Source organism: Streptomyces sp. NPDC029836, from assembly GCF_055574495.1.
Map to the genome: position 1 here is coordinate 73,796 of NZ_JBVHZI010000020.1, position 24,758 is coordinate 98,553.

General features: G+C 68.0%; 21 protein-coding genes and 4 pseudogenes. 6 read left to right on the top strand and 19 right to left on the bottom strand.

The features are described from left to right. Window positions 1–158: 158 nt before the first annotated feature. Entirely contained in the window at window positions 159–764 is a 606-nt protein-coding gene (locus ACZ4XJ_RS34045; protein WP_468498442.1) for a signal protein, read from the top strand. Window positions 765–1,200: 436 nt separating this feature from the next. Here ACZ4XJ_RS34045 and ACZ4XJ_RS34050 read toward each other — a convergent pair whose 3' ends face one another. After that, window positions 1,201–1,431: a DUF5133 domain-containing protein gene (locus ACZ4XJ_RS34050; protein ID WP_281207236.1), complete on the bottom strand. Its 231-nt coding sequence runs from the start codon at window positions 1,429–1,431 to the stop codon at window positions 1,201–1,203. 269 nt (window positions 1,432–1,700) lie between these two features. Between ACZ4XJ_RS34050 and ACZ4XJ_RS34055 the strand changes: the two are divergent. Further along, window positions 1,701–1,913: pseudogene (locus ACZ4XJ_RS34055) on the top strand (DUF6193 family natural product biosynthesis protein); the annotation flags it as partial. A 270-nt stretch (window positions 1,914–2,183) separates the two neighbouring features. Here ACZ4XJ_RS34055 and ACZ4XJ_RS34060 read toward each other — a convergent pair. Then, a complete protein-coding gene (locus tag ACZ4XJ_RS34060) occupies window positions 2,184–2,624 on the bottom strand; it encodes a hypothetical protein (RefSeq protein ID WP_468498443.1) in 441 nt (146 codons plus the stop codon). 113 nt (window positions 2,625–2,737) lie between these two features. Then, entirely contained in the window at window positions 2,738–2,899 is a 162-nt protein-coding gene (locus tag ACZ4XJ_RS34065) for a hypothetical protein (RefSeq protein WP_468498444.1), read from the bottom strand. A 756-nt stretch (window positions 2,900–3,655) separates the two neighbouring features. On the opposite strand from ACZ4XJ_RS34065, the gene ACZ4XJ_RS34070 reads away from it, so the two are divergent. Continuing rightward, on the top strand, window positions 3,656–4,351 hold the full coding sequence (locus tag ACZ4XJ_RS34070; RefSeq protein WP_468498445.1) for a phosphotransferase: 696 nt from the start codon (window positions 3,656–3,658) through the stop codon (window positions 4,349–4,351). On the opposite strand, the pseudogene ACZ4XJ_RS34075 reads toward ACZ4XJ_RS34070, so the two are convergent. Continuing rightward, window positions 4,341–4,649: pseudogene (locus ACZ4XJ_RS34075) on the bottom strand (transposase); the annotation flags it as partial. The gene ACZ4XJ_RS34070 and the pseudogene ACZ4XJ_RS34075 overlap by 11 nt on opposite strands. Window positions 4,650–4,877: 228 nt before the next feature. Here ACZ4XJ_RS34075 and ACZ4XJ_RS34080 point away from each other — a divergent pair. After that, a pseudogene (locus ACZ4XJ_RS34080) lies at window positions 4,878–6,083 on the top strand (IS110 family RNA-guided transposase). Window positions 6,084–6,308: 225 nt separating this feature from the next. On the opposite strand, the gene ACZ4XJ_RS34085 reads toward ACZ4XJ_RS34080, so the two are convergent. From ACZ4XJ_RS34085 to ACZ4XJ_RS34100, 4 genes are all read right to left on the bottom strand, one after another. Further along, on the bottom strand, window positions 6,309–7,025 hold the full coding sequence (locus ACZ4XJ_RS34085) for a DUF6585 family protein (RefSeq protein WP_362877933.1): 717 nt from the start codon (window positions 7,023–7,025) through the stop codon (window positions 6,309–6,311). A gap of 42 nt (window positions 7,026–7,067) precedes the next feature. Beyond that, window positions 7,068–8,012 carry a hypothetical protein gene (locus ACZ4XJ_RS34090; RefSeq protein ID WP_468498446.1) on the bottom strand — a complete coding sequence of 315 codons (945 nt, stop codon included), beginning with the start codon at window positions 8,010–8,012 and terminating at the stop codon, window positions 7,068–7,070. A 165-nt stretch (window positions 8,013–8,177) separates the two neighbouring features. After that, entirely contained in the window at window positions 8,178–9,296 is a 1,119-nt protein-coding gene (locus tag ACZ4XJ_RS34095) for an alpha/beta hydrolase (RefSeq protein WP_468498447.1), read from the bottom strand. Between the two features lie 177 nt (window positions 9,297–9,473). Further along, complete coding sequence (locus tag ACZ4XJ_RS34100) at window positions 9,474–11,894, bottom strand: helix-turn-helix transcriptional regulator (protein ID WP_468498448.1); 2,421 nt, start codon at window positions 11,892–11,894, stop codon at window positions 9,474–9,476. 155 nt (window positions 11,895–12,049) lie between these two features. Between ACZ4XJ_RS34100 and ACZ4XJ_RS34105 the strand changes: the two genes are divergently transcribed. Continuing rightward, window positions 12,050–12,277 carry a hypothetical protein gene (locus ACZ4XJ_RS34105; protein ID WP_362877937.1) on the top strand — a complete coding sequence of 76 codons (228 nt, stop codon included), beginning with the start codon at window positions 12,050–12,052 and terminating at the stop codon, window positions 12,275–12,277. Between the two features lie 439 nt (window positions 12,278–12,716). Next, window positions 12,717–12,998, top strand: coding sequence for a hypothetical protein (locus ACZ4XJ_RS34110; RefSeq protein ID WP_362877938.1), 282 nt, complete (start codon window positions 12,717–12,719; stop codon window positions 12,996–12,998). A gap of 15 nt (window positions 12,999–13,013) precedes the next feature. Here ACZ4XJ_RS34110 and ACZ4XJ_RS34115 read toward each other — a convergent pair. From ACZ4XJ_RS34115 to ACZ4XJ_RS34165, 11 genes and pseudogenes are all read right to left on the bottom strand, one after another. Next, window positions 13,014–13,154, bottom strand: a pseudogene (locus ACZ4XJ_RS34115) (IS5-like element ISMt1 family transposase); the annotation flags it as partial. A gap of 20 nt (window positions 13,155–13,174) precedes the next feature. After that, entirely contained in the window at window positions 13,175–14,128 is a 954-nt protein-coding gene (locus ACZ4XJ_RS34120) for a GlxA family transcriptional regulator (RefSeq protein WP_468498449.1), read from the bottom strand. Window positions 14,129–14,160: 32 nt separating this feature from the next. Continuing rightward, window positions 14,161–14,808 (bottom strand): HD domain-containing protein, encoded by a 648-nt coding sequence (locus ACZ4XJ_RS34125; protein ID WP_468498460.1) that lies wholly within the window; start codon window positions 14,806–14,808, stop codon window positions 14,161–14,163. A gap of 527 nt (window positions 14,809–15,335) precedes the next feature. Further along, window positions 15,336–16,151 carry an ABC transporter ATP-binding protein gene (locus ACZ4XJ_RS34130; protein WP_468498450.1) on the bottom strand — a complete coding sequence of 272 codons (816 nt, stop codon included), beginning with the start codon at window positions 16,149–16,151 and terminating at the stop codon, window positions 15,336–15,338. Further along, a complete protein-coding gene (locus ACZ4XJ_RS34135) occupies window positions 16,151–17,248 on the bottom strand; it encodes a FecCD family ABC transporter permease (protein ID WP_362877942.1) in 1,098 nt (365 codons plus the stop codon). Before ACZ4XJ_RS34135 ends, ACZ4XJ_RS34130 begins: the two co-directional genes overlap by 1 nt. Before the next feature lie 13 nt (window positions 17,249–17,261). Beyond that, window positions 17,262–18,266, bottom strand: a complete 1,005-nt coding sequence (locus tag ACZ4XJ_RS34140; protein WP_362877943.1) for an ABC transporter substrate-binding protein — start codon at window positions 18,264–18,266, stop codon at window positions 17,262–17,264. 219 nt (window positions 18,267–18,485) lie between these two features. Continuing rightward, a complete protein-coding gene (locus ACZ4XJ_RS34145; RefSeq protein ID WP_468498451.1) occupies window positions 18,486–19,469 on the bottom strand; it encodes a PLP-dependent cysteine synthase family protein in 984 nt (327 codons plus the stop codon). Next, window positions 19,466–20,608, bottom strand: a complete 1,143-nt coding sequence (gene hisC, locus ACZ4XJ_RS34150; protein WP_468498452.1) for a histidinol-phosphate transaminase — start codon at window positions 20,606–20,608, stop codon at window positions 19,466–19,468. The genes ACZ4XJ_RS34145 and hisC overlap by 4 nt, the downstream gene beginning before the upstream one ends. Beyond that, on the bottom strand, window positions 20,605–22,047 hold the full coding sequence (locus ACZ4XJ_RS34155) for an MATE family efflux transporter (protein WP_468498453.1): 1,443 nt from the start codon (window positions 22,045–22,047) through the stop codon (window positions 20,605–20,607). The genes hisC and ACZ4XJ_RS34155 overlap by 4 nt, the downstream gene beginning before the upstream one ends. Then, on the bottom strand, window positions 22,044–23,024 hold the full coding sequence (locus ACZ4XJ_RS34160; RefSeq protein ID WP_468498454.1) for an ornithine cyclodeaminase: 981 nt from the start codon (window positions 23,022–23,024) through the stop codon (window positions 22,044–22,046). Before ACZ4XJ_RS34160 ends, ACZ4XJ_RS34155 begins: the two co-directional genes overlap by 4 nt. A 47-nt stretch (window positions 23,025–23,071) precedes the next feature. Continuing rightward, on the bottom strand, window positions 23,072–24,469 hold the full coding sequence (locus ACZ4XJ_RS34165) for an alanine racemase (RefSeq protein ID WP_468498455.1): 1,398 nt from the start codon (window positions 24,467–24,469) through the stop codon (window positions 23,072–23,074). Window positions 24,470–24,758: the final 289 nt, after the last annotated feature.

Consider the following 24,758-nt stretch of genomic DNA (forward strand, 5'->3'; position numbering starts at 1 on the left):
CACCGCTGCTGCGGGCGACGGGTTCGGGGCGGCGTGCCAGGGCAGGAGGGCGCGAGCGACGGCGGCGAGAACGGCAGCGGCCGGTGGGTTGACGGCGGAGGTGCCGGAAGCACTGTCCTGCGTGCCGCACTCCGGGAGACGGCACGTATTCTCCCGGGATGCGCATAGGAAGATCGTTCGCTCTACTCGGGGCAACAGCCCTGCTGGTCGGTGCCTGTACAGCGCCCGACGCCGCGGAAGTCGCACGTCAGCCGCAACCCGGCATCGCCGAGCTCAGCACCGGCGAGCTCCAGAGCCGGTGGTGGAGCTGGGCGGCCTCCAGCCCGGAGGACTCCAATCCGGTGACCGACCCCGACGGCAGCTTCTGCGCACAGAACCAGCCCACCGACGCCTGGTTCCTCGCGGGCACCTTCGGCGGCAGGGCCGAGCGGCGCTGCTCGATCCCGGCGGAACGCCCGGTGGTCTTCCCGTTGCTCAACTTCACCGGGACGAAGGCCGAGTGCTCGGCACGGCTGGCCGAGGCGAAGGGCACCGTCAGACTCGGCACGGCCGAGGTCGCCGTGGAACGGATCGAGCCCACCCCCATCCGGATCACCGGGGTCGAGGGCAACCCCGTGACCGGGCAGGCGGGTTCGCTGGCCACTCACGGCTGCGGACTGTGGGTCCGGCTGGGGCCGGTCCCCGCGGGGACGGCCTCCCTGACCATCGAGGGCTCTGCGGGATCGTTCTCCCTCTCCGTGATCTACAACCTCCAGGTCGCGTAAGCGGCGGGGGCCCGCGAACACCACTCCCGGCGATCGGCTCCGGCCGGCGGGCGGCCCTCGCGGAAGAATGGCCCGTGAGCGGCCCGTGAGCGGCCCCGCCGCGACGGCTACGGGCACGGAGTCACCCCGGAGTTCGGCGAGCAGCAAGAAGGCCCCGGTCTCCATGAAGGAGGCCGGGGCCTTGATCGAGCGCTGGGCAGGCCTTGCACCTGCATTTCCCCACGGGAAGTGGGATGTCTTTCCTTGGACCACCAACGCCGGACCCGACAACCCTTGTTCAGGGTAGCGAGCTCAAGATCCAGTCTACCGCAGGGCGGACCGGGGCCGGCACCCGCTCCGCCGGCGAAGTGGCCCCTCCCAACACCGAACCCGACCGGGAATCCCACAACGGCCCGCTCTCATGAGGGCAGGCGTGGGAGCCGGGGACTCCAACGGGTCAGTGAGGAGCGAGCACGGAGTCGTCGAGGATGCCCGCCCCCGGCAGCTGATGACGCGCGGCGATCAGAGCCGCGTGGATGTCCCCGGTGCCGGTGGCCACGCACAGGGCCCGTTCGACGGCCTCGATCTCCCGGCGCACGGGCGAGCCCTCCTCCGCGGCATCGAGCACGGCCAGCGCCCAGTAGCGGTCGACGAGTCCGGGAAGTACGGCCGGGTGAGCCATCAACATGAGCAGTAACCTTTCGCTGGCGGTTCATCAGGTCGCCACCGCCTACCCGGCCGATCACCGTTGAACCCCCAGCGCCCGGACGCCCGGTCACCCGACAACGTCCCCACCCGGTTTCCATCACCGGCGGCGCTCCCGGCAGCACCGATGACCTCACGGTGCTTGCCGCGATCTTGCATGCCTGGCGTGACGGCGCGTCCATCGCCGAACCGCGAAGCGAGTGGACGTTGCTCGCGGATACCCCGTTGGACGCGGCACCTCCTGGAAGGGTGGTGTCGACCACTTGGCGGCTGACCCTGGAACGCTCGCCGTTGATCAGGCCGGGCGACGCCGAACCGGCCGAGGCCCTGTACGCGCAGCCGGCCCTGCGCGCGTTCTTCCCCTGGCCGTCGCACGGCCGGTTCAGCCTGCTCAGTGGTACCGCGGACCCGTTCCGTACGGAAGTTGCCCACGTGTCCCCGCTGGACGCGTTGTGGCGCGTGCACACGCAGTCGTCACCGCAGTCACCGTCGCGGGTTCTCGGCACCGACCTCCTCCTGCGGCTACCCCCCCCCCGGGAAGAGGAGTCATCCTCCGGAATGCCCGCACACGGTGCCCGGCCTCTGCCAAGGGGCCGGTCGACGGTTCTCACGTCCCCGGTCGCACCTGAGGTACCCGCTGAGGGCGAGCGTCACGGCAGCGGTTCGGCCGGGCTTCGCAGCGTCGGGTGGTCCGGTGGGCGGCGTCTCGACCGAGTGTGTGCGGGTGGTCCCCGGTCAGCGGCGGCCGGCTGCCAGGGTGACGAGGAACTGGCCGCCGCCCGGCTCGATGGCGGCGGTCACCGGCATGCCCGGTACCAGTCGGGAGAACCGGTCCACCAGCCAATCCGCCGTCTCCTGGGCGTCCTTCCTGGTCGGGCAACGGCCCACCATCTCACGACCCCCCTTTCGCTCCAGCCTGTCGGCAACGGCGATCAGCGGCGCGGGTTCGACCACGTACAGGCGCTCCGGCCAGGCGATGACCGCCTTGACCGCGCCCTTGCGGGTATTGCACCCGCGGTGCGCGAGCCGCTCGGCGACCTTGGCCTTCCGGTCGGTGGTCCGGCTGTCGACACTGGGCCCCCGCGGGTCGTTCACCGACTCGTCGGGATCGACCGGTTCGTCGCACACCCAGCACCGCCAGCCGTCGCGCTCGGCCACATCATCAAGGAGACTCATCCGAGCAACCTAGCCTGCCCCGGCCGCCATCCACGCACCAGGGCACCCATCAAAGCGGACCAAGCCCAACAAAAAGCCCGGCTCATCGGGCAGTTTCTGTGTGCGCCCTCAGGTCAGCGCAGGCCGTCCGTGTCGTCGGTCTCTTCGCCGATTGGGAGTGGCTGATGGTCGTCCTCCGGGGGCTCGCCATAGATGACCGCGGAGACCGCCGTGTCGTATGCCTCGTTGAGGCCGTTCCCGCTTGTGCCGAGTATGTTTTCCCAGTCAATTCCCATACCTACGATCCTATCTGCACCGCCCGACAGTCTCCACGATGCGGGACACTGCGGCTGCACGGCCTGGAGCTACATCTGATCGACGGATCCATGGGCCCGTGGCCAGCCGAAGGCCAACCAGGACAATGTGCTTCTCGACGCCGCTGTCACGCCGTCCGCGCCGGCACCATCGACCTGCGCGCCGTGCACGGTTCACCGGTGGGGCGCATTTATGGCGTCCATCCCGTACGTGCGGGAATCAGCGGTCCATCACCGCCTTCCGAAACCGCCGGACCCCGTCTGTCCCGTACGTGCGGGAATCAGCGGGAGACGTGGCCGTAGGAGCCGGGGTTGCGGGCGTCCGTCCCGTACGTGCGGGAATCAGTGGGTTTTGTGGATGGCGGGGCTGGGTGCGGTGAAGTCCATTCCGTATGTGCGGGAATCAGCGGAACATCCTGGCGGACGAGCGTCGCCTCAAGACGTCCGGCCCGTCCGCGCGGGAATCAGCGGTACCGGGGCCTGCGCATCGCAGGCAACATCACTTTCGGCCCGTAGTTTGGGGGGAATCAGCGGCAGTCGGCATCGTGCAGCGTGTACCTCGGGGTGCCCGGCCCGTGCGCGCGGGAATCAACGGCAGACGGCGACCGCTAGATAATCGATTCCAAGGGATGGCTGTTCGTGGCAGGCCCTCGGCACCAGCAGAGCAAGGGTCTGGGGTGCCACTCGACAGCAAGTTGATCTAGCGCCGTCCGGCTTGCTCCAACTAGGTTCTTCGGCATGAAGATCGGCGAGTTGGTGGGGGCCGGACGGACGGCGGATGTGTTCGCGCTGGATGACGGGCGGGTGCTGCGCCGCTATCGGGGCGGTGACGACACCACAGGTGAGGTCGCCGTGATGGCATACCTGGCGGAGCACGGGTTTCCGGTTCCCGCGGTTTGGCCGGGGCCGGCCGCAGGTGAGCTGGTGATCCAGCGGCTGTCCGGAACGACGATGGTGGACGCATTGATCAACGGCGCGATCACGCCCGAGCAGGCGGGCGAGATACTGGCAGAGCTGCTGCAGCGTCTGCATAAGATCCCGGCACGCCTCTCCGCCGACCCAGGGCATCGGGTCCTGCACCTGGACTTCCATCCTGAGAACGTGATGTTGACACCCCAGGGGCCGATGGTGATCGACTGGGCCACGGCAGCGGAGGGCCCACCCGGCCTGGACTCGGCGATGGCCGCACTGATCCTGGCACAGGCCGCCCTCACCATGCCTGCCGTCACCGTCGCGGCCCGCGCCGTGCTCTCCTCGCTGCTACGGCAGCTCGGCGGCATCGAAGAGGGACACCTTGCGGAGGTCAGGACGCGGCGGGCCGCCAACCCGACGCTCAGCCCGCAGGAGGCCGGCAAGCTTGACGAGGCGGTGGCCCTGATCACCGAGACAGCTGGTCCCAGGCGCACCCCGCTTAGACCGTGTCCTATGTGGTGAGGCGGGCGAGCTGCTTAAAGCAGCAGATGGCGGCGGCAAGTCCGAGAAAGGCCAGGTAGTTGCGGGGATCGCGTTCGTAGCGGTGGTTGAGCCGGCGGTAGCCGGTCAGCCAGGACATCGTCCGCTCGATCACCCATCTGCGGCGGCCAAGCCGTTCCGATGACTCGATGCCCTTGCGTGCGATACGGACTCCGATCCGTTTGCCGCGTAACCATTCTCGCAGGTGGGGGACGTCGTATGTCTTGTCGGCGTGGAGGCGTTGGGGTTTGAAGTGGCGGCCGCGGTAGGGGTCGTGTCTCCTTACGTTGTTCCTGGGCTGATTCCGGTCACTCGTAGGATCGGAAGGCCCAGGGATGCTGGGTGTGGCTGCGTGTCTCCAGCCGGTGGTGGCTTCAAACGATTGGCCGCCTGGCATCCCGCGACGGGTCGACCACTCATTGGGATGCGCGCGACAAGATCGCGTGTAAGGACACGGTGGCGAAGTCGACTGCTGGGACAAACGCACGCAACGACTTCGGAGGTAGCCGTGCTCGCGCTGTGGGCCGGTACAGACGCAGGCAAGGCCGAGCATCACTGACGTGGTGATCGGCGTCGACGGCAAGCGGAAGCTGTCCAGGCAAGTGGCCAATGACGAGGCCGCACTGCTCAACCTCATCAGCGACGTCCTCGCGCTGAGCGAAGGCGGGCCGGTGACCTGGGCGATCGACCTCAACGCCGGCGGCGCCGCGCTGATGATCGCGCTGCTGGCCGACCACAGGCAGCAGGTCTTATACATACCGGGCCGCACCGTCCACCACGCCGCCGACTCCTACCGGGGCGAAGGAAAGACGGACGCGAAGGACGCATTCGTCATCGCTGACCAAGCCCGCATGCGCCGTGACCTGCAGTTGATGCATCGCGGCGATGAGATTGCTGTGGATCTGCGCATTCTCACCTCGCGCCGCCTGGACCTGGCAGCTGACCGAACCAGAACGATCAACCGGCTGCGAGCCCGAATGCTGGAGTACTTCCCAGCCCTGGAACGGGCCTTCGACTACAAGACCTCCAAGGCCGCGTTGATACTCCTCACCAGCTATCAGAGCCCGGCCGCACTTCGTCGAATCGGCAACAACAGGCTCACGACGTGGCTGAAGAACCGCAAGGTCCGCAATTACAAAGCCGTCGCGGCCACCGCGCTCGAGGCCGCAGAGTCCCAGCACACCGCCGTTGCCGGGGAGAAGGTCGCCGCCGCGGTGGTGGCGAAACTGGCGAAGGCGGTGATGGCCATCGATGAGGAGATCGCCGAAACCGATGCCCTGATCGAGGGCCGGTTTTACGACCACCCACACGCGAGGTCATCCTGAGCATGCCCGGAGTCGGCCCCGTCCTGGGCGCGGAGTTCATCGCGCACACCGGTAGCGACATGAGCATTCTCGGCACACCCGACCGTCTCGCCGGTGTCGCCGGCCTGGCCCCCGTCCCCAAGGATTCCGGCCGCATCAGCGGCAACATGCGCCGACCACGACGCTACTGTCGACGCCTCATGCGCGTCATCTACATGTCCGCTATGGTCGCCGCCCGATGCTGTCCCGTCCCGAAGACGTTCTACGAGCGCAAACGAACCGAAGGAAAGAGCCACAAGCAGGGGGTCATCGCTCTCGCGCGCCGTCGCTTGAACGTCCTATGGGCCCTCATACGCGACGGCCGCACCTTCGAGACCGCCGCACCATCAAGCTCTCTCTCGCTGGGCTGAAACGCTCACTGCAAGTCACCAGCCGGGCTTGACAACTCCATTGGGAATCGTTTGGTGGCGCATGACCATGGGCTCAGGGCGAGGCTGTCGTGGAAGAACGGTGCACGAACCGCTCGTGCAAAGCCTTCGGTTCACCAGCCCACAATCGGGCATCCCCACGTTCTCCACCCATGGCCTGACCAACGACCGACCTGCCCAACCGTCACGGCAAGCACCTTTGCAGTACTAGCCCTTGACGGGGCTCAGGGTGCGGCAGAGTCGCAGGAAGAGTTCGACGTTGGGGATCTGACACAGCTGCGCGTAGTCCGGGCCCTTGCGATGGGGGTCTGCACGGATTCCGCGCTCGGGGTTGAAGAACACCGCGCCGTCTCGGACCTTGATCACGGTGATGTCCGACCAGGGCGTCTCCGCCCGCCCGCGGCGGGTCTGACCGGTGATCCCGGCCCGGCCGGCCTCGTACGGTCCGAAGTTCACGCTCTCGCCGCGTTCGAGGCGGGCAAGGACTTCCGGCAGTTGTGTCTGCGCCACGGCATTCTGGATGTGGGGCCCCCAGTCGAGGGGATAAGGAAACGGGGCGCCGTGCGTCAATTCGGTGATACCCGCCGTCTCCCTTTCCTTCCGCAGCAGGGGAAAGCCGCCAATACCTATGGCCAGAGCAGCTCCCGCGGGATCAATGAGCACGTACTTGGCGTCGGCCTGACCGCCATTGATGGTCCGGAGGTACTGCACGACCCGCATGCTCTTCCAGTCATAGGCAACCTGTATACCGGTCGGCGCGGTCACGACCACCCCGCCCGCGTAGATGTACAGACGCCACTCCCGCCACCTGCGCGCCGTCCACCCCTGCTTCGTAGCGAACGTCTGCCGCCACTGACCCAGACCATGATTCGTCGCGAGCTCGGCTGCGACAGCGGACGGCTGCTCCGTGAAGAACTCTTCCACTCCCATACTTCTCTCCCTCATCTCCCATCCACCAACGGCGTGTCAGACCCTGTGGCGGGCCGTGTTGTAGAGCTTGGCGGTCAGCGCGGCGACCTCGTCCTGCGAGGCGCCCTGGCCACCGGTCATCGGCTGCGCCAACTGGAGCACGTTGGCCCCGGCGACGGTGGAGTAATCGGACCAGGCGCAGACCGGGATCTGGTAGTCCCGGTCAACGCTCTTCGCGCTTCCGTCGCCCTTGGCCCGGGTGACCTTCACATCCTGGCATTTCATCAGCGCGCCTTCGAAGCCGGCGGGCTTCACCACTCTGGCCTTTCCGACGAGCCGCATCTCGACCCCCTGCCTCTTCCCGTCGCCCTTTGGGCCCTTCTTGTCGACGTTGGCGAAGTAGTGGTCGAGCGCCATGGCGGGGTCGGCGATTTCGCCGTAGAGGCCATCGAAGATGAGCCGCCTGCCGCCCACGGTCGCCGGGTCCTCGGGGTCGGTGCTGGGTGCGTTGTAGATGCCGGACATGGCTCGGGCGTTGTTCACTCCGAGAACCTGGGCCCCCTTCTTCTGCTCGGCATTCAGCTCGCCGGGGGCGCTGCCCGGACTCGACTTCTCGTAGGCGTCCACCGACTCCGGGGCGATGAGCTTGTAGCCCTTGGTACTGCCCGAGATTCCACTGGTGCCCACGCCCGCCCCGGGACCGTGACCGGCGCCCTCGCCCTCGCCGCCGAGCGCGAAGTACGCGCCGCCCGCGATCACGGCCAGGGCGACGACCATTCCGATGATGATCAGGCCCGTCTTCTTCTCTGGAGTCGGCGGCGGGGGCCCGAACCCACCCGGGGCGCCGTCGTACGGAGGCTGCCGGCCGTAGGGGTCGGGTTGCTGGGGCAGGCCCCAGCTCTGCCCGCCGTACTGCTGCCCGGAGGGGCCGGGTTGGCCGTACGGTCCGGGCTGGGGCTGCGGCGACTGCTGACCGTACGGTCCGGGCTGGTCGTGGCTCATACGTGCTGTCCCCTGTCCTCACTCGCCCACAGTCGACCTGCGACTTCCGGAGCTGCTGCGTTCGTCGAAATGGTGTGAAAGCTGTCCCAGGAACCTTCGGCGCGCGTCATGCTGATCAAGGTGTCCCCCTCCGCTCGCCAGTACGGTGTTCTTCGACCCGGACGGTCAGCCCGCCGCGGCGAAGGCGGCTTCGAGGCGCGGGACGTAGTCGGCGAAAGCTGGGGCCCAGCAGCCGTAGTTGTGGCCGCCGTTGCAGCTCGGGGCAAGGGACGCGCCGTTGCCGTAGTTGACGAGGCGGCTGGGAATACCCAGCTGGTCCAGGCGGGCCTTGACGGTGTTGGAGGCCGCAGCGGTGTGGACGTCGATGAGGTCGTTGTTGCCGGTGTAGAGCGTGATGCCGGTGTTGGAGAGTTTGGCGAGGTTGACCGGCGCGGCCGGATCGACCGCCTTCCAGACTCGGTCGGCGTCGAAGACCGGGTACGGGGAGCCGAAGATCGCGTCGCTGTCCACATAGGGTCCGTGGCCGGGGCAGTCGCCAGAGTTGGATCCGGAGCCGGACGAGGTGCTCGCCGCGCACCAAGCGCCCGCGAGGTTGAGCTCGGTTGCCAGGACGGCCCCGCGGACCTCCCACATGCCGAAGTCGATGCCCCCCGACAGGGCGGCCGTGTGGCCGAACAGGTCGGGTCGGGCCTGGGCGTAGTGCAGGGAGCCGTAGCCGCCCATGGACAGTCCGAAGACGGCGCGGTGGGCGCGGTCGGCGCGCGTACGGAGATTGGCGTCGATGAACGGGACGACCTGGGTGAGGTGGAAGGTCTCCCAGTTCGCCTTCCCCTCGGCGGTGTTCTGCATCAGCCAGTCGGCGTACCAGCCCTTCATTCCCCCGTCCGGCACCACGGTGATCATCGACTCCGAGTGCAGCGCCGGCGCGGCGGCGACATCGTTCACGTTGCCGCCGCCGCCGTGCAGGAAGTACGTGACCGGCCACTGGCGGCCGGGGTCGGCCTCGTATGCGGTGGGCAGCAGGATGCGGATCCTGTGCTTCCCGGAGAGCTGCGGGGTGGTGACGGTGAGGGTGAAGTCAGTGGGGCTGTTCACCTGCGTGTCCTCGGGGACCAGCGTCAGACCGTAGCCGTTGTTGAAGGCGGGGACTTCGGCGGGAACCGAGGGGCTGGAGACGGTGACCGCCGGCGTGGTGCTCGGTGCCGCGGCGTGGGCGGCGCCGATGCCTGTCAGGGCGGTGAGCACGAGGGCCGCGCTCAGTGGGGTGAGGCGCCGGGATGTCATGGGAAGACCCTTCGTCGAGGAGGCTCGCGGCGCGGTGAGCCGCCGCGAGCCGGACATCCCGATGTTGCTCTCCCGAACCGCCCGGTCAACAGGCCAAGCCACCGGCCATTGGTGACCGGCGTCCGGGAAGCCCCGGTCCGTGCCGGTCCCGAGGCTCCCGCATCCACGTTCCCGTCGTCACGAAGTGCTGGTCGAAGGGGGTGGGAACGTGGCCGGTGCGAAGTCCCGGTGCCGGCGGCGGAACGTGCGTCCGAGGTGGTGCTGCAGCCGGACGTGGCGGAACTGGTACACGGCTCCGGTCTGGCGCAGCGCCCCCCGGTGGTAGGCATCGTCCAGGAACGCGGCGGGGTCCCAGGGGAGTCGGCCGACCAGGGGCAGCCAGACACGTGCCAGCACGATCCATTGCCCCCAAGCCGTGAAGGCGAGTACATAGGAGGCCGCGCCGCCCAGGCCACCGACCGCGCCGATGAACAGGCTGTCCTGGACTCCCCAGTTGAGTGGTCCCACGGTGCCCTGAAGCAGATGGACGATCAGGTACCCGCCGAAGGCGATGGCCAGGGTGAACGCCGGAGCCAGGATGAGGAACTGCCGGCCTGCCGTCGTCCGGTTCGAGGACAGCAAACTGAGCGGCGTGGCCGCCGCGGTGACGTCCACGGGTACTTCGAGTGCCGCCATGAGTCCGAAGACGAGGCCGGCGGCCGAGCCGAAGGTCAGCCCGAGGACCAGCATGTTGATCAGGGTGCCTTCGACGATGCGCGGGTCGGTGATGGATGTCCCCGCGGCCAGCGCGCGTCCGAGGGTAAGAGCGCAGGCGCATCCGATGCCCATGAAGGTTCCGCCGATCAGACCCTGTGCGAACCGAGCGGTGAAGGTGCGCAGGGGCCGGCGGCCCAGGCTCCCGTGCGCGGTGCGCAATGTCAGCCGGATGCGGGTCGGTTCGAACGCCGCTCCGCCGCCGGACCTGTCCGCCATCGCGTAGACGACTCCGAAGGCGAGGCCTGCGGCGGGTCCCATGAGACTTCCTTGCAGAAGGAGTTCGCCGATGGATAGCGGGGTGAGCAGTAGTCCGACCAGCCATTGGGCCAGGGTGATGTTCACGGCGGTGGCCAGGACGAAGACCATGGTGCGCGTCGAACGGGACAGCGAATCGCCGAGTTGCCACCACGCGAGGTCTTGGCGCTCGCGGTCGAGGCGGACCAGGTGGTGGGCGAGGTAGCCGAGCCAGCGTTCGGCCCGAGCCGGGTCCGCGTACGGCGCCCTGGGCTGTCGGCCGACAGCGTCCCGTTCCGGGGCGCGGCGTCGGTAGACCGCAGGCACGAAACCCGCCAGCAGGTGTTCGTCCAGGCTCTTTACGGACGGGAACCGGGTGGCGTCCAGGAGTTCGGCGGGGTCCCGGTCGGGCGCCTCGCTGTACAGCGTGCGGGCGAGGATGACCATGAGTGGGGTGGTCAGCACCGCGGCGAGGTTCGTGTGTGCCGGGCTCTGGCGCGTGCGCAGTTCCGTGAGGACCGCGTCCCATGTCGAGCGGGGCACATCAGTGCGGTTGGCGGCGCTCGCGTCGGACGGGACGGTGCGGGAGGTGCGGGGCAGGTAATCGGCGAGGTCCTCGAGGGTGAGGTCGGTGAGCTCGATGCCCCCCGCCCAGACGAGCGGCGCGTGCGCCGCCCGGACCGCTTCGGCGTACTCGTCGCGCCGACTGGTGAGGACGAGGGGTGAGGACGTCGCGTTGAGCGCGTCCAGGGCCTCGCGCCGCAAGCCTTCGGCTATCTCGTCGAATCCGTCCAGGACCGGCAGGATGAGGTCGGCGTCGACCAGCGCGGCGGCCAGAGTCGCCCCGCCGGAGCTGCGGCGGTCCAGGTGCGGGTGGTCGCGCAACAGTCGGCCGATCAGCCAGTCCCGCAGTGCGGTCGTCGACGGGTCCCAGGAGCCGATGCTGAAGAGGACCGGCACACGGCGGTGCGGGGCCGGGGTTTCCAGGAGGTCCAGGACGAGCCTGATCGTGAGGATGGACTTGCCCGAGCCGGCCCGGCCGAGGATCACCAGTCGGCCGGAAGGGATCCGGAGGTAGACCTCGGCCATGCTCCGCAGGTCGCCGTCCAGATCCACCTCTCGCGCAGTCTCACCCGGCCCGAGGCGCTGGATGTTCTCCGCCAGGTCTGTCAGAACGGCGGGCGCCGGCTCCCACCGGACGGGCAGGGGGAACGGGTCGTGGACGCGGCGTTGCGCCTCCTCGCGGCGCCAGCGGCGCCGGACCTCCGTCGCCAATTCTTGCGCGGCGTCGGCGAGCGCGTCATGGACGGGCGGCCACGCGGGTGGGACGGGCGCGGGTGCCGGAAGTCCGGGGCCGTGGGCACCGGCGTCGTGGCTTGCCGTGGAGGAGCCGGTGAGAGAAGCCGCCAGGCGCAGGCGGTTTCCTTCTTCCAGGCCGAGCGCGTCCGCCAGCAGATTCACCGTTCCCATCCGGTGGTTCGTGGATCCGCCGCTCTCCAGGCGGCGAATGGTGCGCACGCTGACTCCGGACCGTTCGGCCACCTCCTCCTGCGTCAGGTTCGCTTCATCGCGCAGCTTGCGTAACAGCGTGCCGAGCTCCTCTGCCATCCAGCATCTCCCCTGATCCACCAGTACGAACGGCGGCGAGCCTACCCGTGGCCGCCGGTCACGGATGGCCGGGTGCCTGACCTGTACGGACACCACGGCCGGGGTCACTGTCGGAGTCGGTGCCGCCCCCTGCTGGCGGAAGGTGAGGAGCCGACGTGGCCAACCGCTTCTGGTGCGGAGAGTGCAACTACAAGACGCCCTGGGCCGCCAGGCCCGAGGGGCTGCGCCGTCAGATCGAGCACTACGCCCGCAAGCACCCGGGCACTTCCCCGGCCGGCCACATCGAGACCCGAAGGCGCGCCCCGGGCAGGCGCAATGGATGCCTGTTACTGGCGGCCGGCGCCCTCGTCCTGCTCACCCTGGTGGCGGCGTGGCGCCATTGACCGCCTGTGCGAACCGGCAAAGGAGCTGTAGCACGCCGACTTGCACCGGACGTTGCGAGGCGGCGGACCTGACAGTGCCCGGGCGTCGGCCCAAAGTCTCTGTCCCCGTCGTCGGCCGCGAGCGTTTCGAAGGCCGCCGTGGACTTCGGCGGCTGCCGCCGGGTGCCGTTGCGCGAGGGCGCGGCCGACGTCTCCGCTTCCGGGAGGCCGCGCGGAGAGCGTGATGAGCATCAGATACCCGTCATTGCAGAAAGGTTCGCTCATGTCACACCCGCCCGCCACCCCCCGCCGCGACGGCCCTTCCGGTCCTGCTGCACGGCGACGTCCCGGCACCGCTACGGCAGCCGGCGGACTCGGTATCGCGTACGGGCTGGTGGTGGGGTGTGCTGGAGTGGCCGGAATGGTCTGGGGACTGAGTTCATTCGGGGAGGTGGGGTGGTTGGTCTTCCTCAGCGCGTTCGTCATACCTTTCGGCGTGGCCCTGGTGCGCAACGGGGCCAAGCTGCTGTCGGGTGACCCCGAGGCAGGTCCTCGGCTGAGCCAGTTGCTCGTGGTGCCGGCGGGCCTGTCCGGTGTGGCCATCGGGAGCATCGTGGCTCAAGCCGACTTGGCCACCGGCGGGGCGCAGAACCAGCTGGCGGGCTTCATCACGGCTTTCCTGGTCTCGGCCGCAGCGATCGCGCTGACCGAGGCGCGTTCCACGAAGGCATACCTCGGCTAGGCCGTTTCCTTCGGATCATCTCGCTGACCGGATGAAGATGGCTGCGAGGCGGAGTCCGGCGAGGTAGATGGTGGCGGTCTTGTCGTAGCGGGTGGCCAGGCCGCGCCATTGCTTCAGCTTGTTGGTGCAGCGCTCGAGTTGGCGGGGTTTGCCACCTCAAGCGCTCAGTGCCCTGCTCACGTTCGGTTGGTGGTTGCGGTGGTGCGAAAGCGTGCCCGATAGGCGGTCGGGGTGATGCCCAGGGTGTAGTGGAAGATGCGGCGCATGGTTTCCGAGGAGCCGAGGCCAGACTCCTGAGCAACCGTCTCGACGGAGTCATTGCCCGCTTCGAGGAGGGCTTGGGCGGCCTCCAGCCGTATGGATTCCAGATACTGTCCGGGCGTCATCCCGATCTCGCCGCGGAAGAGTCTGCCGAGATGACGGACGCTGACGCCAACGTCACCGGCCAGGGACTTCAGGCTGTGCGGGGCAGCCGGGTCAGCTCCGACTCTGTCCATCACCCGCCGGACCACCGGGTGCTTCGCCTCACGCGGGGCCTGACGGGCACTGAACTGGGACTGCCCTCCGGGACGGGCCATGAAGACGACCAGCTCACGTGCGGTGTCCCGTGCGACGTCTGCACCGTGATCGTCCTCGACCAAGGACAAGGCGAGGTCGATGCCCGCAGTGACACCAGCGGAGGTGATGACGTTGCCGTCCTTGACGAAGATCGGGTCCGTCTCGACGCTCACTTGGGGATATGCGGAGGCGAGCTCTGCGGCGAGCTGCCAGTGTGTGGCGGCGCGCCGCCCGTTGAGTGTGCCCGTCTGCGCCAGGACGAAGGCTCCGGCACACACTGAGGTAATCCGCCGTGCGCGGCAGGCGAGTTCCGCGACCAGGGCGAGCAGCCCCTGTTCGGTGACAGCCTGTCGCCAGTCCCGTCGACCGGGGACGACGAGCGTATCCAACCGCGCGGGCAGACTCAGCAACGCACCGTCGACGCCGACCCGCACGCCCGACGAGGTGCGCACGTCGGTGCCGGTCGGGGAGACGATTCGTACGTCGTAGCGGGCACCAAAGGCGTTGGCCGTGGTGAAGACTTCGACGGGGCCGGTGACGTCCAGCAGCTGCACGCCGTCGAACGCGACCACTACGACCACCTGGTCCATCGGCTTGCGGGTGGCTACTCGGCCCACGGGGAGTCCAGGATCGTGCGTACGAAGTCCCCGCGCTCGAAGCCGGGCACGTAGTGCGCGAGCACGTCGGCCTTGACGTTGCCGAACGTGGTCTCCGGCTTGGGCCGGATGCCGTCGGTGAAGGACTGCAGGATCCGCTCCTTGAAGTTTGGGCGGGGATGCAGAGTGACGACCGCGGCGCGGTCCGCCTCATCCACGTCGTGGTAGCCGATGCCGAGGACGTCGTACTCAACGCCCGCCGTCAGCAGCGCCACCTCCGGTTCCATGAACTCGGGGATGCCCGGGGTGGTGTGCAGAGCGATGGCGGTCCACACCCGGCGGATGCTGTCCTGCGGCACCTGGTGCGTCTGCAGGAATCGGCGGGCGGCGTCGGCGCTGTCCACTTCGAAGCGCCGCCCGCTGCGGCGGAACGGCTCGCCGAGGCCGAGGTCGTGGAACATTGCCGCGATGTAGAGGAGTTCGGGGTCGAAGCTGCGTTCCCGGTTGCGTCCCTGGAGGCTGCCGAAGAAGTAGGAACGGCGTGAGTGGTCGTAGATCAAATCACTCGTGCTGTCCCGTACGAGCTCAGTCGCCTCGCGCGCGAGCTTCGAGTCCGGCACGCTCACCCCGGCCGGCGCGGAGAAGTCGCCAGTCACTGCAATCACCTGGTCCTTTCGGCGTACCGGTCCCTCCGGCAGCACCTCCAGTCTCCGAGCCACCAGATCGCCGCGCCATGGCTGTGAGGCCATACAACCCACAGATACAGACACGTCAAGGGTGAGGCGCGTCAGATGTGATGCGACGTCACGCCCAGGCCGCCACCCCGAGAAGTCACCTTGTGCAGAGCGCGATTCGGCGACAACGGCGTCAAGTGGCGGGCTGCCCGCCGACTACCCGCCCTGGACCTTGGAGACGGTGTCCGCACCTTTGAGGGACTGTGAGTCCACGATCAAGGTGACGGGCCAGGGGCATCGCCCCTGGCCGGTGCGGATCTGTCGGCGAAGCTGGTCACGGATGAAGCCGACGACTCCTGCCCGATTCCAGCGCCAGAAGTGGTAGTGGACGGTCTCAGGCTGCCCCGGGAGCAAAGCCGCATTGTGGCACGGCGTCCTGCTGTGCAAGACGTCAGCCCGCGCTTCACATGCGGTACGGTCGGCCCCGTCGCCGACTCAGCCGATGAGCCCTATTGGGGCCTGAGGTGCATCGCAAGCGTGGCAGGCGTTCGCGTGGCGGTGGCAGCCAGGTAGGTGATGCGGAGGGCGCCGGTGGTTTGTTCGCGGTCGACGAGGGCGTTGACACCGTAGACCGACTTGATGAGGTCCGAGGTCAACACGGCCTCCGGGGGGCCTGCGGCGGCCACCTGTCCGTGATCGAGTACGACGATGTGGTCGCAGTAGCGGGCGGCGAGGTTGAGGTCGTGCAGGGCGACCACGCAGGTGACGTCCAGTGATGTCATCAGGTCGAGGAGTTCGAGCTGGTGACGGATGTCGAGGTGGTTGGTGGGTTCGTCGAGGAGGATCTCCTGGGGCTCCTGGGCAAGGGCGCGGGCGAGTTGGGTGCGCTGCTTCTCTCCTCCGGAGAGGGTGTGCCAGCTCTGGTCCTGTTTGCCGGTGATGTCGGCCCGTTCCAACGCCGCATCGACGATTCGGCGATCATGCTCGGTCAGGGCGTCGAAGCGACCGCGGAAGGGTGTGCGGCCGAGTTCCACGACTTGTCGGACGTTGACGTGGTGGTGAGCGGATACGTCCTGCTCGACGACGGCGAGCCGTCGCGCCAGTACCCGGCGGCCGAGGTCGCGCAGGCTGGTGTCGTCGTAGCGGATGGTTCCGGTGTCGGGGTGGCGCAGTCCGGCGAGCAGGCGTAGCAGTGTCGATTTGCCCGAGCCGTTGGGGCCGAGGAGGCCGACGGTCTTTCCGTCGTGTGCCGCCATCTCGATGTCGTCCAGCAGACGGTGGCCGTTGACGGACCAGGAAAGTTGGGTCGTGGTGATGCGGCCCATCAGGACTCCAGACGCTTCAGAACCAGTGCGAAGGCGGGCGCGCCAAGCAGTGCGGTGATGACGCCGGCGGGCAGCTCGTGGGGCGAGAACGCCGTCCGGGCGAACACGTCCACCCAGATCAGGAAGACGGCACCGACGATCGCGGACAAGGGAAGCAGGGTGCGGTGCGTCGGACCTGCCAGGACGCGGACGGCATGCGGGATGAGCAGCCCGATGAAGCCGATCGCGCCGGAGGCCGCCACGGCGGCCGCCGTGATGACGGAGGTCAGCACCATCAGCCAGACGCGGGCTGCGGTGACGTTGATCCCCAGGGCGGCGGCGGAGTCCCATCCGAACGTGAAGGCGTCGAGGGCGGGTGCGAAGAACTGCACGGCGATCACCCCGATCAGGATGACTACGACGGTGACGGTCACCCCCTCCCATCGGGCGCCCCCGAGGGTGCCGAGCAGCCAGTACGTGAAGCCGCGGGTGGAGTTGGCGTCCCCGCCGACCATGAGAATGACCGACGTGATCGCCGCGAAGAACTGGGACACGAGCACGCCGGTCAGGACCACGCGGGAAGGGCTGGCGATGCGCCCCCCGCCGAGCAGGAGCAGGAGCAGGCCGAAGGAGACCAGGCCTCCGACGAAGGCGCCGGTCGAAAGGGAGACGCTTCCGCCGATGCCCAGCAGGAGCACGGCGACCGCGCCGGTGGAGGCGCCCGAGGAGACTCCCAGCAGGTAGGGGTCGGCCAGGGGATTGCGGGTGACCGCTTGGAGGACCGCGCCCGAGACCGCCAGGGCCATGCCGACGGCGGCGGCCAGCAGCACCCGCGGGAAGCGGGACTCCCAGATGAGAGCGTCCAGCAGCCCCGGGAGGGGCGGCGTGGGGGCGATGGCGCCCAGTCCGATGTGCCGCAGGATGGTGGAGACCACGTCCAGGGGCCGGATGTCGGCGCTCCCGAACAGCGACGCGGCGACGACCGATGCCAGGAGGCCGGCCACGGCCAGGAGGAAGAGCGCTGTCGTCGCGGTGCGCCGCCGGCGCTCGGGAATCCCTTCGCGGCTGATGGTCGGAGCTCCGGTGCGCGCGGTGGCCTTGTGTGAATTCGTCGTCATGGTGTTCGACCGGTCACCGAAGCTTGTTCAGGCCGTCGACCAGCGGGGGTACGGCGGACGCGCTGCCGTAGCTGGGGTCCATGTGGCTGCCGGGGATGGTGATGAACCGGTCGCCCTGGACGGCGGCGAGCTTGTTGGTGAGGGGGTCCTTCTTGAGGAGGTCGATCTTCTCCTTGGCGGTGTCGTTGGGTTCGCCACGGGTCATGTCGGCCAGGATGATGATGTCGGGATTGCGGGCGGCGACCTCGTCCCAGCTGACCTCGGCCCACTTGGTCTTCGCGTCGGCGAAGATGTTCTCGACACCGACGAGTTCCGAGATGTGCTGCGGAAGGCCGCCGGGGCCCGCTGCCCATGGAGTGCCTTCGTAGGTGGAGTAGAACCACATCACCTTCAGCGGGGTGTCCCGCTTCTTGACGGCGCCCACCGCCTTGTCGACCACGGCCTGCTGCTCGGCCGCGAGCTTGTCTCCGGCGGCGGGCACTCCCATGATCTTGCCCAGTCGGCGGTACTCCTCGTACAGCATCTCGAAGTTCGCGTCGGCCACGCTCTCGTGGAACGCGCAGTCGAACTCGGTCAGGTAGGTCGGCACGCCCAGATCGTGGAGCTGCTTGCGTTCGCCGGACTGCTCCTTGGTGAACATGCTCGCGAAGGAGCCGTAGACGAAGTCCGGCTGCGCTTCCAACAGCTTCTCGTGTTTGATCTCCTGTCCGGGTGCGGACAGGATCGGGATCTTCTCGTACTGGGCGGCGATCGCGTCCGGTGTCTTCTCGATCTCGTAGCCCGATCCGGCGATCCGGTCGGCCACACCCAGGTGGATGAGGATTTCGGCGGCGGTCTGGTTCAGGGTGACGACCTTCTTCGGAGGGGTCTTGAAGGTCACGTCGGTGCCGCAGTTCTGGAGGGTGAGCGGGTAGGTCGTCCTCGCGTGCGTCCCTGTCGCCGCTGCCTGGTCGCCGGCTTGGGAAGCCGGGTCCGCCGTGCATCCGGTAACCGCGAGCATCGCCAAGACTTTAGTCATTATGATTATCGTTTTCATCTTCATTGCAGAAAGGTACCAGTTCATTGATGGGGGCGGGAGGGTCCGTGCGGCTCAGGCGGACTGCCTGGGCGGGATCGGGTCGAAGAACACTTTGCAGGGGGACGCGTTTCATGGCGGCGGCCTCGAAACCCTGCGTACGGAACGTCAGTAAACCGAGCGGCCTCGTTTGGCGTTCCGGGCCGTCGGTTCGGGCGGGCGTTACCGAAGCATCGCGGCCAGCCGGCGGACGACCTGCTCGTCGAACAGGCCGTTGTCCGCCATCCAGTCGTCGTTGAACACGGTGTCCAGGTATTTGTCGCCGCCGTCGCAGACCAGCACCACGATGATGGTCCCCGGCACAGAGCCTTGCGCCCGCTCCAGGGCCCTGTACACCACGCCGCCCGCCGAACCGCCGATCAGGATGCCGTAGTTCCTGGCCAGATAGCGGCAGGTCTCGAAGGCCTGCGAGTCACTGACCTTGATTCCCTGGTCGAACAGCTCGTAGTCGACGACGCCGCCGATCTCAGAGCCCTGCGGTGTGCCGGTGCCGGACTGGTGGTAGGGCTCGCCCTTGCCGCCGAAGACGACGGACCCTACCGGTTCGACTCCGATGATCTTCAGGTCCGGGATGCGCTCCCGAAGGAAGCGGCCGGTGCCGCAGAGGGAACCACCGGTGCCGACGGCCCCGTACAGGTAGTGGATGTCGTCGCCCAGGTCGTCGTGCAGCTCCCGGGCGAGGGGCCGGTAGCCATTGGGGTTCCCCTGATTGCGGTGCTGGGCCGTCCAGTACGCGCCGTGCTCGGCCGCGAGGCGCTCGGCCACGGTGTCGCGTTCGGCGGTGGCGAGGCCTTCGGCGTCGCCGGCAACGTTGAGGATGTCGGCGCCGTAGGCGAGCATGCCGCGCAACTTGTCCGTGCTGGAGTGATTGTCCACCACTGCAGTGAACTTGTATCCGCGTTCGGCCGCGATGAGTGCCAGCCCGAGTCCGGTGTTGCCGGAGGTGGATTCGACCAACCATCCGCCGGGGGTCAGCAGCCCCGCTTCCTCCGCCTCGTCGACCATGTTCCTGGCCATCCGGATCTTGGCGGTGCCGGTGGGGTTGTATTGCTCCATCTTCAGCAGGACGGTTGCCCCGCCGTTCGTGATGGGCAGCTTGATCAGGGGTGTTCGCCCTATCAAATCGGAGATCTTGCTCTTGATCATGGCTTCTCCTTCACGCAGATCTCCGTCAGAGCCCGTACGAAGACGTCGTTGTCCCCGGGGGTCGACAGTGAGGCGCGGATGTAGGTCTCGTATCCCGGCTCGCGCCACGCCTTGACGATGATTCCGACACGTTGCAGTTCGTGGGCGACCTCGTCGGAACGGCGGCCGGTGTCGATGAACAGGAAGTTGGTCCAGGACGGCACAACGCCCAGTCCCGCGTCGCGCAACCGTTCCGTGACCCTGGCGATCTCCAGAGCGGTGCGGCGGACCGTGTCCGCCAGGTGCGCGTGGTCGCCCAGCGCGGCGATGGCGGTCTCCTGGGCCGGGTGATTGACGTTGTACGGAGTGCGGACCCGGTCCAGTGCCCGGATCAGGGCGGAGTCGGAGGCGATGCCGTACCCCACCCGGACGCCCGCCAGACCATAGGCCTTGGAGAAGGTGCGGAGTACGATCCACGGCCTGTCAAGAGCGCGCAGAGCCTCCAGCCCGTCGGGGTACTCCGGGTCGGGCCGGGCGAACTCGCCGTACGCCTCGTCGAGCACCAGCAGGGCCGAGTCCGGGATGTCGGCAACAACGCGTTCCAGTTGGCCGGCGTTGAGCATCGCGCCGGTGGGGTTGCAGGGGTTGGCGAGAAAGACCAGCTTCGGGCCCGCGGCCAGCGCCTCACGCCAGGCGGCCACGTCGAACCCGAACTCGGCGGTGACCGGGACCTTCTGGACGCGGGCGCCCATCACTCGGGGGAAGGTCTCGTGCAGGCTGAATCCGGGCGCCTGGGTGACCACCAGCTCGCCGGGATCGAGTACGGCCCGGCACAGCAGCTCCAGGATGTTCTCCGAGCCGTTGCCGAGCACGACGCGCTCGGCCGGCACGTCCAGGCTCCTACCGATGGCCTCGGCCAGTCGCCTCCCGGTGGGGTCGGGGTAGCGGGACACGCCATCGGCCAGGGCCTTGCGCACGGCTTCGGCGACCACTGGAGAGGCTCCGAACGGACTTTCGTTATTGGAAAGTTTGATGACGCGGTCCGAGCCGCTGAGGACGGCCACCTCGGCCGGGTCGGCGCCGGGATCGTAGCTGGGCAGGCCCGCTACCTCCTTGCGTATCAGGGAGGCCGACGCAGCGGCTGCGAGGACTGGGTTCATGAGGACTCCGATTGCGGGACGGGCGAGCCTGATGTCGCCCGGTGAAGCCGGTCCGCGCGACGCAGGAAGGCGGCCAGCAGGATGGCGGCGGTGACCGCGAGGCCGACGGTCTGTCCGATCCAGACACCCTCGACGCCCCAGTCGGCGGCGACTCCCAGCAGGTAGCCCGCGGGCAGGCCGATCAGCCAATACCCGACGAGGGAGATCCGGAAGGGGCCGGCGGTGTCACCGATGCCCCGCAGGATGCCGTTGCCGATGTTCTGGATCGCGTCGAAGACCTGCATGAGAGCGGCGATCAACAGTCCAGTAGCGGTCAGCGCGATGATGTCCGCGTTTCCGTCGTGCTCCGCCGAGAGGAACAGGGACACGATCGGGTTCGGGATCGCCAGGTACACGCCGGCGATCACCAGCGTCGCGATCACGCCCCAGGCGGTGCCGAGCAGCCCCATTCGGCGTGCTGTGACGTAGTCGTTGCCGCCGCCGGCCTCGCTGATGTGGATCGAGGCCGCGTGGGACAGTCCGGCCGAGATCATGAAGACGATGTAGACGATCTGGTTGAGCACCGTCTGCGCGGCGAGGGCCTCGACGCCCAGGGAGCCGATGATCAGGGTGAGCACGCTGAAGAATCCGGCCTCCGAGGCGTAGGTGCCTGAGATCGGCAGGCCCAGGCGCCACACGGACCGGACCGCGTCCCCGTTCCAGCGCCGTGCGTCGGGCGAGGTGAGGTACGGGCGCAGGACGCTGTCGCGCATGATCAGAGCGACGAAAGCCACGAAGGACAGCAGGAACACCGTCACGGTGGCGATCGCGACACCGACGAAACCGAAGGCGGGCAGGCCGAACGTGCCGTGGATCAGCATGTAGTTCAGGGCGATGGTCGCTCCGACCGACGCCAGCGTGATGGCCAGCAGCGGGCCGGGCCGCTTGAGGCCGGTGGTGAAGTGCCGCAGGTTCTGGAACCACAGGCAGGGCAGCATGCCCGGCGCCAAGACCATCAGGAACTCCTCCGCCTTGTCGACCACCGCCGGGTCCTGGCCCAGGAGGACGAGCAGCGGGCCGATGAGTAGGAGTGCCGCGCAGAATGCCACGCCGCAGAGGGTCGCCCAGAAGAAGCCTGCGAACAGCAGAGCGCCGATCCGTTCCTTGTCGTGCCGCGCTCTTGCCTCGGCCACCAGATTGCTGACCCCGGTCACCAGGCCCGTCCCGGTGGTGCGCAACTGGTTGAAAAGCGCGATGGCCAGGCCTGCGGCGGCAATCTCGACCGCGCCGAGCCTGCCCAGCATGATGATGTCCACCGTGGTCAACGCGACGTAGGCGAAATTGGTCAAGATCAACGGGAACGCGAGTTTGAGCAGGACCCGCGAGTTCTTGAGCCACCATCCAGCGCCGGTCTCGGTCGAACCGGTGCCGGCGGTCGCGGCGTTCATGTCGGTGCTCACCAGAAGTCGACCTTTTCCCCGCGCCCGTCCGCCAGCGCGAGGTCGGCTATGTAGCGGCCCAGCGCGGCGTCGGTGACCGCCATGCCGCTGTTGTAGGCGAAGACCACGTCGTCCGGACGGCGTCGGGCGGGCGCCCGGCCGACCAGGATGTCGGGCAGCTGGGCGTCCACCGCCGGCAGGCTGCCGTCCGCACTCCGCAGGTCGTCGCAGGTGGCATGCATCTGGGCGGTGTCGGTGGCGATCCGGTAGTCCGCGCCGTGGCACACGTCGGCGTGCACGCCGTATCCGAGCAGTACGGCGACCGAGCCCGGCTTCATCCAGTCGCGCCGAACCTCCTCCGTGGCAGTCAGGCCGGCGGCGCCGACCACAATGTCCGCCTCTCGGGCGGCCTCCCGCAGATCCTCGACGATCTCGACCTCGCGGCCGTCGACGCTGTCCTGGACGGCGCGCAGACCTTCGGGGTAGGTGCCGAACACCTGCAACCGCTCCAGTTTCGGAAGCGCCGCGACCAACATCGGCAGGGTCGCCTGCCCCTGCACGCCGGTGCCGACGACCAGCGCGGTTCGTGCCTCGGGGCAGGCGGCGCGGGCGAACAGCGCAGTGGTGGCCGAGGACCGCAGCGGTCCGAGCTTCACCACGTCCATCAGCGCGATGGGCGCACCGGTGGTGTCGTCGACAAGGAAGACGAACGAGTGGAACCGGTAACCGTCCCGGTTGCGGCGCGGGTCGAACTCATAGACGGCCTTGAAGCAGACCGTGCCGCTACCGGCGTCCCTGGCCACCATGGAATAGCTCAGCGAGTGGTGGTCGGGATCGTCGATGATCGTCTTGACCGGATTGTTCGAGCCACCTTCGCGCAAGGCGCGGTAGGCCCGCTCGACGACCGCGATCACCTGCCGGCGGTCGAGGTTCAGCCCTTCCTGCTGCGCTTGGGGCAGCAGCCACAACCGCCCGGGTGGGGCATAGCTCGGTGACATGCGGGTCTTCTCCCTTGTAGATGGTCGTATCGGATTCGTTCGAGGTCTCATTGGATGCCGTCGAGTTGCCAGCGCGGCGGGGCCCCGTCGTCGCCAAGCCGAATCACGGCCTTCAGCGGCAGGGCGGCGTCATGGAACGGTGATTCGTTGGAGTCCATCTGGTAGCCGGCGGTGTTGAGATAGACCAGGTGGTCACCGCGCCGTACCTGCCGTGGGAAGCCGATCTTCCGCCAGGTCACGATGTCGTTCTCCAGGCAGGTCGAGCCCCCGACGCAGGCCGGGAACGTCTCGTCGGCGGCGGGCCGGGCCGACATGAGCAGCGGGTCAGGGAGGTAGTCACTGTTGAACCACTGCTCGGAGAGACTGAAACTGCTCCCTGTGACGGTGACGATCGCGTACCCGTCGCTGTCCCGCCGGTCGTCGACCTGCTGCACCCGGTACATGGTGAATCCAGCCTGGTCCAACAGGGCCCGTCCGGGCTCGACCATGAACCGGATACCGTTGCGTTCCGCCTTCGCCGACAGGCTCTCACCACCGTCGACCGGGTGCGCCATGATCGCGCGCAGCGCCTGGGCAGCGGGCTGCCCGCCATACGGATAGAAGTCCTTGAAGTCCTTGGTCGCGTGGTAGTGAGCGGGCTCGTTCTGCGCAAGAAACTCGTTCCAAAGCCGCGGCTCGACATAGCGGATCGGCAACCCTCCCCCGATATTGACCAGGTCGGTGGAGAGCGAACCGCGTCGCCTGGCGTTGAGACAGTGCCCGATCATCTCGTTCGCCGCCGTCGCGCGTTCCGCGCTTGAGTAACCATTGAGATGGAAGGAGAATCCCCGGAGGCTGATGTGATCCTCGAGTTCCGCGCACAGACCGACGGCGTTCTCACGCTCGGCGGCGGACAGCCCGAAGCGGCTTGCGGGTTGGCCGGCTGTCCGGGACCTGAGCAGCACACTCGCATGCCGCCGCGCGAGCCGCGCGGTTGCCGCAAGGCGACGGAGTTCGCTGATCGAGTCGACGGCGACCAGGCAGCCATGCTGCACGGCGAGAGCGTGCAGCGTGTCGTCCTTCTCCGGGCCGGAGACCCCGATCCGGTGCCCGGGCACTCCGCCGGCCAGAGCCTTGACCAGTTCAGGGGTACTGGCGACATCGACTCCGACACCGAGGGCAGCTGCCGACCTGACGTAACAGTCGGCCTTGTTCGCCTTCTTGGCGAACAGGATGTCGGCAGTGACACCCGCCTCGGTGAACGCCTGCCGAAGTTTGACGACGTTCTCCTCGAAGATCTCGGGCAGCACGACGTGCAGTGGTGACCCCAGGCCGTCCAGGAGGTCGGCCAGCAGGACGCGGTGGTTCGCGAGGAGAGTGGAGACAGTGGGATGCCGTAGTGCGGTGAGCGCGAAGGGTCTGACGTCGACCGTCGAGCGCTCCAGCACTTGTCGTGAGATGAGCACTCCGTACTTCTATAAGACTATGACACTCGTTTTCAATAGGAGGCCGAGGAAAACCTCCGCTGCGAGGTGATGAATGGGGCATTACCGCAACAATTGGGCAGGCTTCAGCGTCGTGTGCGACCGTGCCTTGCGCGACGAAGGTTGCTGCTGCCTGTCGTCCCTACTGACACGTTGCGGCATGGGGGTAGCCACGCCTCCGAGACAGTGCGGACCAGGCTGCCGAGAGGCGGTCGACCAGTGCTGCCGCGGTCTCCGGGGCGAAGGAGTAGGGGATGCGGATGTAGTCGTC